Raw genomic sequence first — 6738 nt, forward strand, 5'->3', positions numbered from 1 at the left:
GCCGCTCGAGGAGCAGCGCGTAGAGCTTGAGGGCGCCCAGCGGGTTCTTGAGCTCGTGCGCCACAAAAGCCGACAGGCGCGCGAGGCCGGCCAACGCCGCCGTCGTGTGTTCCCGGAGCTGGACGGTGCGAAAGCCGGTGAGGTCGGTGAACGAGAGGACGACGCCGTCGGGCGGGCCATCCCCGCCCAGCGGAGCCCGGTGCACGCCCAAGAGCCGCACCTCGTCCTGGACGACGACCTGAACGGCTTCGAGACCGCGGCCGGCGGGGTCCGCCACCGCCTGGGCCGCGACATGCGCCAGGGCGGGAATCTGCGCGAGCACCGTGGAGGCCTCACGCCCCTCGAGGTCGCCGGCAAGACCGAGACGCTCCCGGGCCGCCCGATTGGCGAGGCGAACGCGACCAGTCCGGTCCAGGAGCAGCAGGCCGTGCCCCATGCTCTCCACTAAACGTCCGTTGAGCGGCTCTGCCCCGCCCCTCGAACCGTCGCCCATCAGTCCGATACCTCGTCCGGGGAACAGACCGCTCGACCGGATGTCCGGCTACGGCATTGTCCTCTCAGGAGACACTTCGAGCCTAACACAGTCCACGGACGGAGAACAGCCAGGGAGCCCGCCCCTCAGGCCGTCGCGGTCGTGACGGTCAGCGAGAGGCGGGATTGCCGGACGGCGGGGCCGGCCTGGACGGCGCCCTGCGCCCGATCCCCATCAGAGGCTCGAGCATCTTGACGACGTCGCTCCCGCGGAGTCCGGGCGTGGGCCCGTATGCGGGCTGCCCGGCCGTGCCGCCGACCTTCACGCCGAAGCGGGTACGCCCGGATTCCACGTTCACGTTGAAATCGAGCCGTGTGTCGATGAGCCCGTAGCTCCCCCGCCCGGTGACGCGGAGGACCGGGTTGACCATCGTCGCGTCGCTCACGACGAGCCGCCCGGTGCCGACCGATCCGGTCGCGGCCAGCGACTGAAACTCCAGTGGTGAGCCGTCGAGGCTCCGCGGGAGGTCGAGGTTGACGACCGAGTGGAGCACGCTCCCGACCCGCAGGGCACCGGACAGGAGTGTGAGCATCGCCGGGCCCACCAGCCGGCCGGGGCCGACCTGAACCTGCCACGTCCCCCGCGCGGAGCGCAGGAGATCGTCGCCCGTCCCCGTGAATGCGAGTGTGGCGAGTCCTCCCATCCGACCGGTGACCGCGTACGGCTGACACAGGAAGTCCACGAGCAGCGTCTGGGCCGACACCCCCTGGAGTTCCACGGCCGTCAGCTCCACACCGGGCGTGCCGGCGCTCCAGCCGAGGGCCGCGTTGCCCCTCACCGTCCCGCCGCCCACCCGCAGCGCGAAGGGCATGACCGTGACGATGGGCCCTGCGATCTTGATCGGGAGCTCGACCGCCTCGAGCGTCAGTTGCCTCGGCGGGCCCGGCGGGCAGGCGGCTCCGCGATGGGCGATGGTGATCCGCGCGAAGCCGAGCTGACCGCTGCCGGCCATCTGGCCGAGGGTCCCCTCGGCCCGGACGAGCCCGTCGCCTCTGCCGCTCACGGTGAAGAGCGCGTCGGCGGGAACCGGCGCCTCCTCGGCGGTCAGACGGGCGGTGAAGCGAGCGGGTACGGCCGCGAGGTCCCCTCCCGCCTGGGCCAGCGGCCCGGCTTCCCCCTCCAGAGCGGCGATGAGACCCCCTCCCGGCAGCCGCGCCCCGAGCTTGAACCTGATCGGCTGGCTCCAGCCGAGATCGTCCAGGGTGACGTCGATGCGGTCCACCAGGTGCGCGACCACCGGCCGCCCGGCCTCGCCGGGTACGCGAATCTCGACGTGCCCCTCCCGCAGCCGCACGCGCGAGACGGCGACCAGCGGCGCCGCCGGCGCCGGCCGGGTCGCTCCCGGCGCCGGGAGGTTCCAGGCGCCATCACGCCGCTGCTCGACGACGACGGACGGGCGCCTCAGCGTGACCTCCCCGAACTGGAGCCGCCCGCGCAGGAGGGGGAGAAGGCGCACGCGCACGCGCGCCTCCTCGACGGACAAGAGCGGATCGGGCCCGAAGCCCGGGGCATTGGCCACCACGAGGCGGACCACGCGAACCGCCGGGAGCGGCCAGTAACTCAGCGAGACGCGCTCGAAGCGCACCGGGCGATCGAGGAGACGGCTGGCCTCCGAGCGGAGCAGCGCCTGCATGCGGGGCAGATCCTCGATGGACGGTAGCGCGATCGCGAGGCCGCCGACGACGGCCAGAAGGAGCGCGGTGGCGACGCCGAGCAGGAGGCGGAGGGAGGAGCGTCGCGGGCTCACGGCAGTGCGGATCGGGGACTCCCGCGGGCGAACGAAGCGACCGGGCCGCGGGGATGCCGCGGCCCGGTCCTCACATCATGCGCTGGGCTGCTGGATCGCCGACAGCCGCCAGGTGTTGGGCCCGACCGGGCGGGTGAAGGTCCAGTACTCCTCGAACGTGGTCGGGACGGTGCTGCTCCCCTCCACGACGGCCCCGGTGGTCTCGTCCACCGTGTAATCGAGCGCGTTCGCCCGGATTTGGACCGTCACGAAATCGCGTCCGTACTCCTGCCACGCCTCGGTGGCCTCGACGGCGTCCACTCCCAGCTTCTCGATCCGGTTCACCCGGCGAAGGGTCGCCAGGCGGGCGAGATCCGGCTCGAGGGCCCGGACCATCTCCTCGGTGAGCTCGGCGCGCACCGGTGCGAGGTCACGGGCGCTCCAGGCCGCCTGGACCCGGACGAAGAGGTCGCGGGCCACCACGGTGAACCGCCCGGGATCGAAGGCGGGATCCATCATGCGGACGGCCGCGACGCCCTGCTCGAGGTCGTCGTCGAGCCGGCCGGCCGGTCGCGACGGCTCGGCTGCGGCCGTCGCCGTGGGGCTCCACCGCTCCCCGCCGGCCGAGGCTCCCGCCAGCGCGGGCGCCGGCTCGCGGCGCCGCAGGAAGGTGAAGGCGAGATAGCCGAGCCCGGCGATCAGGGCGATGTCCAGCAGGCCGATCCCCCCGCCGTGCCCCAGGCCACCGAAGAGAAGCGAGCCCAGGAGCCCGCCGAGCAAGAAGCCGCCGATCATGCCGCCCCATCCCCCGAAGAGTCCACCCGGACGCTGGGGCCCGGGTTGCGAGAGGTTTCGCTGGGGCGAGGTCGGACTGGCCGGCACGCCCGGGCTGGCCGGCGTGGAGGGGCTGCGCGGCGCCGAGTACGACCGCGAGCCGCGGCCGCCGCTGAATCCGCCGCCGCCGGCACGCGCCTCGGCCATGGTGGTCAGGATCAGGGATCCGACGAACACGGCCAGGATTCCGCAAACGATCGCGCCGCGTCGCATCAGGTGCCTCCTTTGTTCGGCCCCGGAGGGGCGTCGCTTCATGATACACCCACCGGGTGCTCGGCGGGGCGCAAGCTTTCGTCGGGACGACCGGGGCTCGGTGTCAACGGAGCTTCGACAGGTCGATCGGGGTCCGCAGAACTTCCTTCTTGTCGACCGCGTGCTGCACGATCAGCGTCACGGTCCCGCGCGGCGACAGCCCCTCCAGCGGGAAGACATAGACGTTGCGGGCCGCGAAGCGCCCATCCTCGAGTCGCAAGGCGGTTCGCTCGTTCTGGGTGAACGACGGCTTCACCTCCTGGTTCCCCGCCTTCAAGATCGGCTGGTACCAGCGGGCGAAATCCGGCGCGGGGCCGAACATCGTCACCAGGAGCTGAAGCTTCCCCCGACCGCGCTCGATCGCCTCCTGTCGCTGCCGATCGCCCAGCGGCTCGCCCCGAAACGCCGCCTGGCGGGCCGCCTGGGTCAGCCGCGCGAAGGGCGTCGTCACCACGATCTCCTGCCCGCCCGCGAGCGGGATCCGCCACTCGTCGCCGAACTCCTCCTGCGTGATGCTCCCGCTGCCGAGGTCGATCGCCTGCTGGATGTCCGCCGGCGACAGCTGTGGAATCAACGCCCGGGCCGGGGCGGGATTCAGGAGGAGCACGGCCAGGAGTGCCCCGGCGCGCGGGAGGGGTCCAGCCCTCACAGCCAGCCCCGCCGCCGAAAGAAGAGGAGCAGGCCGCCGGACATGCCCACCATCAGAAGGACGGCGCCGGTGACCCCCCAGGGCTGCTTGATCCAGAGCAAGTTCTCGAAGTTCATCCCGAAGAACCCGGTGACGATCGTCATCGGCAGCCCGATGGCCGCCAGCGCGGTCAGGGTCTTCATCACCTCGCTCAGCCGGTTGTTGACGTGCGAGAGATGGCTCTCGAGGAGGCTCGACAGGGTATCCCGGTTGGTCTCGACCTCGTCGAGGATGCGCAGCACGTGGTCGTACACGTCCCGGAAGAACGGCCGCAGGTCGGTTCGGACGTGGGGGACGCCGCTCATCAGGTTGCCCAGCACCTCGCGCAGCGGCCCGAGGCTCCGTCGCAGCTGGACCAGGTCCTTCCGAGCGCCGAAGATCCTCTCGAGGACCGGCTGGTCGGGACGCGTGAAGATGACGCTCTCCAGCGCTTCGATTCGCTCCTCCAGCTCCTCGACGATCGGGAAGTAATGATCGACGACCTGGTCGAGCAGGTGGTGGAGCAGCCGGTCGGGCCCCTCGCCGAGCACCTCGGGATGCTTCCGGAGCCGGTCGATCGCCGCCGCCACGCTCCGCATGGCGTGCTCGTGGACCGTCACGATCAGGCGGTCACTGAGGAACACGAAGAGCGTGATGAGGTCGAGGGCCTCCTGGCCCGGGTTGTCGTTGATTCCCCGGGTGACCAGGAACAGGAAGGTGTCGTACTCCTCGACCGTCGGCCGCGTCTCCGGGTTCTGGGCATCCTCGACGGCCAGCGGGTGGAAGCCGAAGATTCCCTCGAGCGCCCGGAGCTGCTCGTCGCTGGCGCCCTCGAGGTCGAGCCACGCCTTGGTGCCCGGCTCGGCGAGGAGCCGGGCCAGTTCGGCGGGGCCGAATCCCTCCTCCAGGGCTCCGTCGGGCCGGACGATCGCGCCGTACTGCGGCATGGCTAGTTCCGCACGGCGCGCGCTACGGGCTGAGGCCGGCCTGGCCGAGGTCCGCCACCACGGCCAGGCTCATGGCGTCGGGATTCCAGTGGGCGCGCACCGCGCGGAGGATGTCGTCGGCGGTGACCGCCTCGATCGCCTGCCGATAGCGGGTCGGGTAGTCGAGGCCCAGGCCGAACCGCTCGATCGTGAGCAGGAGCTCCGCCACCTCGGCGTTGGTGTCCATCCGGAGCGGAAAGCTGCCGATGAGATACGCCTTGGCCCGCGCCAGCTCATCCCCTTCCACCCGATCCCCGCGAAGCCGCACGAGCTCCTCGCGGACGAGGGCCAGCACCTCACGCACCCGCGCGTTCTCGCTCTGGAACCCCGCCAGGAACATGCCGCCGTATCGACCCGGCGCGTACTGGGCGAAGACGCTGTAGGCGAGGCCGCGCTCCTCCCGGACCCGCGCGTAGAGCCGCGATGACGAGCCGCCGCCCAGGATGTGGCTTCCCACGACGAGCGGGTAATAGTCGGGATGCGGCCGGGTCACGGTGGCCTGCCCGAGGTAGACCGTCGCCTGCGTGAGGTCACGCTTCACCATCTCCGTCCGGGCGGGCGTGCCGAACGTGACCCCGCCCGGCGGCGTGACTCCGGCCGGCCCCGGGCGCCAGCCACCGAGGCGGGCGGTCAGGGCGGCGCGCACCTCGGCGACCGTCACGTCGCCGACCACGGCCACGACCATCGAATCGGGCCGATAGGCCGCCCCATAGAAGGCCGCCACGTCGTCGCGGGTGATGCGGCCGAGGGATTCGTCGGTGCCCTGGATCGGCGCCGAGTAGGGATGCCCGGGGAAGATGAGCCGCCGGAACAGCCGGCCGGTGACCGTCTCCGGGTCCTCTTCCGAGCGCTGCACGGCCGCCCGCGTTTCCTCGCGCCTCCGCTCGAATTCGGCCGGCGGGAAGGTCGGCCGCACGAGCACGTCGGCTAGGAGCTCGAGCCCCAGGCCGAAGTCGCGCTTGAGCACGGAGACGGACGCCTCGCTCGTGTCGCGGCCCCCTTCCGCTCCGAGGCTGCCGCCCACGAACTCGATGGCTCGGTCGATCTCGGGTCCCGTGCGGGTCTGGGTCCCTCGTGTCAGGAGGAGCGCCGTGAGATTCGCGAGCCCGGGCTTGTCCGGCGGGTCCAGAACGGCGCCGGCGCCCAGCGCGACGCGCACGATGACGATGGGGAGAGCCGGTCGCTCCGCCACCAGGACCACCAGCCCGTTGGGAAGCACGAAGCGTGTCGCCAGCGGCGGACCGACGAGCCCGGTCGGCGCCGAGGTCTGCGCGGCAGCCGGCCCGGCCCACAGGGGGGCCGTCGCCACAAGGAGGCAGAGCACAGCCCGCCGGAACGGCGGCGGCACGCACATGCCGGCATTATACCTCCCGCCCGACGCGACGAGCGGCCGACGCCGTGGCGTAGAGCACGCGCCGGCGCGGACGCACGGTTGCTCGTGATCCGGTCGAGGGACCGGAGCGGAGCGCCTCCCGGAGGACGAAGACGGTCTGACGGAGCGCGTTGCGGGCCGACTCCGGAGCCGCGTCGGCTCGAGGAGCGCCGCGAACTTACGCGGGAATGACTCCAGACGGCCCGCGCGGAGAGGAGCCACGCCATGCCAGCCGATACCCGGCTGAACCTGCTCTTCACGGGACTCGTGTCATTCATGCGCGTACCGAGCTGCTCCGACCTCTCGGCGCTCGACGCCGACATCGCGATCCTCGGCGCCCCGAGCGACGAGGGCTCGCCCTGGAAGCCC

The 6738-nt window shown here is 72.0% G+C and carries 6 protein-coding genes; all 6 read right to left on the minus strand.

All coding sequences use genetic code 11. The features are described 5' to 3' along the window. Nucleotides 1–436, minus strand: a 436-nt coding sequence (locus tag VGW35_16700; GenBank protein HEV8309299.1) for a PAS domain-containing protein, incomplete at its 3' end; no start/stop codon positions are given. Between the two features lie 205 nt (nt 437–641). Next, entirely contained in the window at nt 642–2279 is a 1638-nt protein-coding gene (locus tag VGW35_16705; GenBank protein ID HEV8309300.1) for an AsmA-like C-terminal region-containing protein, read from the minus strand. 75 nt (nt 2280–2354) lie between these two features. Further along, nucleotides 2355–3305 carry a TIM44-like domain-containing protein gene (locus tag VGW35_16710; protein ID HEV8309301.1) on the minus strand — a complete coding sequence of 317 codons (951 nt, stop codon included), beginning with the start codon at nt 3303–3305 and terminating at the stop codon, nt 2355–2357. Nucleotides 3306–3408: 103 nt separating this feature from the next. Then, entirely contained in the window at nt 3409–3993 is a 585-nt protein-coding gene (locus tag VGW35_16715; protein ID HEV8309302.1) for a hypothetical protein, read from the minus strand. Next, complete coding sequence (gene corA / locus VGW35_16720) at nt 3990–4958, minus strand: magnesium/cobalt transporter CorA (protein ID HEV8309303.1); 969 nt, start codon at nt 4956–4958, stop codon at nt 3990–3992. The genes VGW35_16715 and corA overlap by 4 nt, the downstream gene beginning before the upstream one ends. Before the next feature lie 22 nt (nt 4959–4980). Next, a complete protein-coding gene (locus tag VGW35_16725; protein ID HEV8309304.1) occupies nt 4981–6351 on the minus strand; it encodes a pitrilysin family protein in 1371 nt (456 codons plus the stop codon). Nucleotides 6352–6738 lie beyond the last annotated feature (387 nt).

This window comes from Candidatus Methylomirabilota bacterium (genome assembly GCA_036005065.1).
GTDB lineage: Bacteria > Methylomirabilota > Methylomirabilia > Rokubacteriales > DASRDR01 > DASYQW01.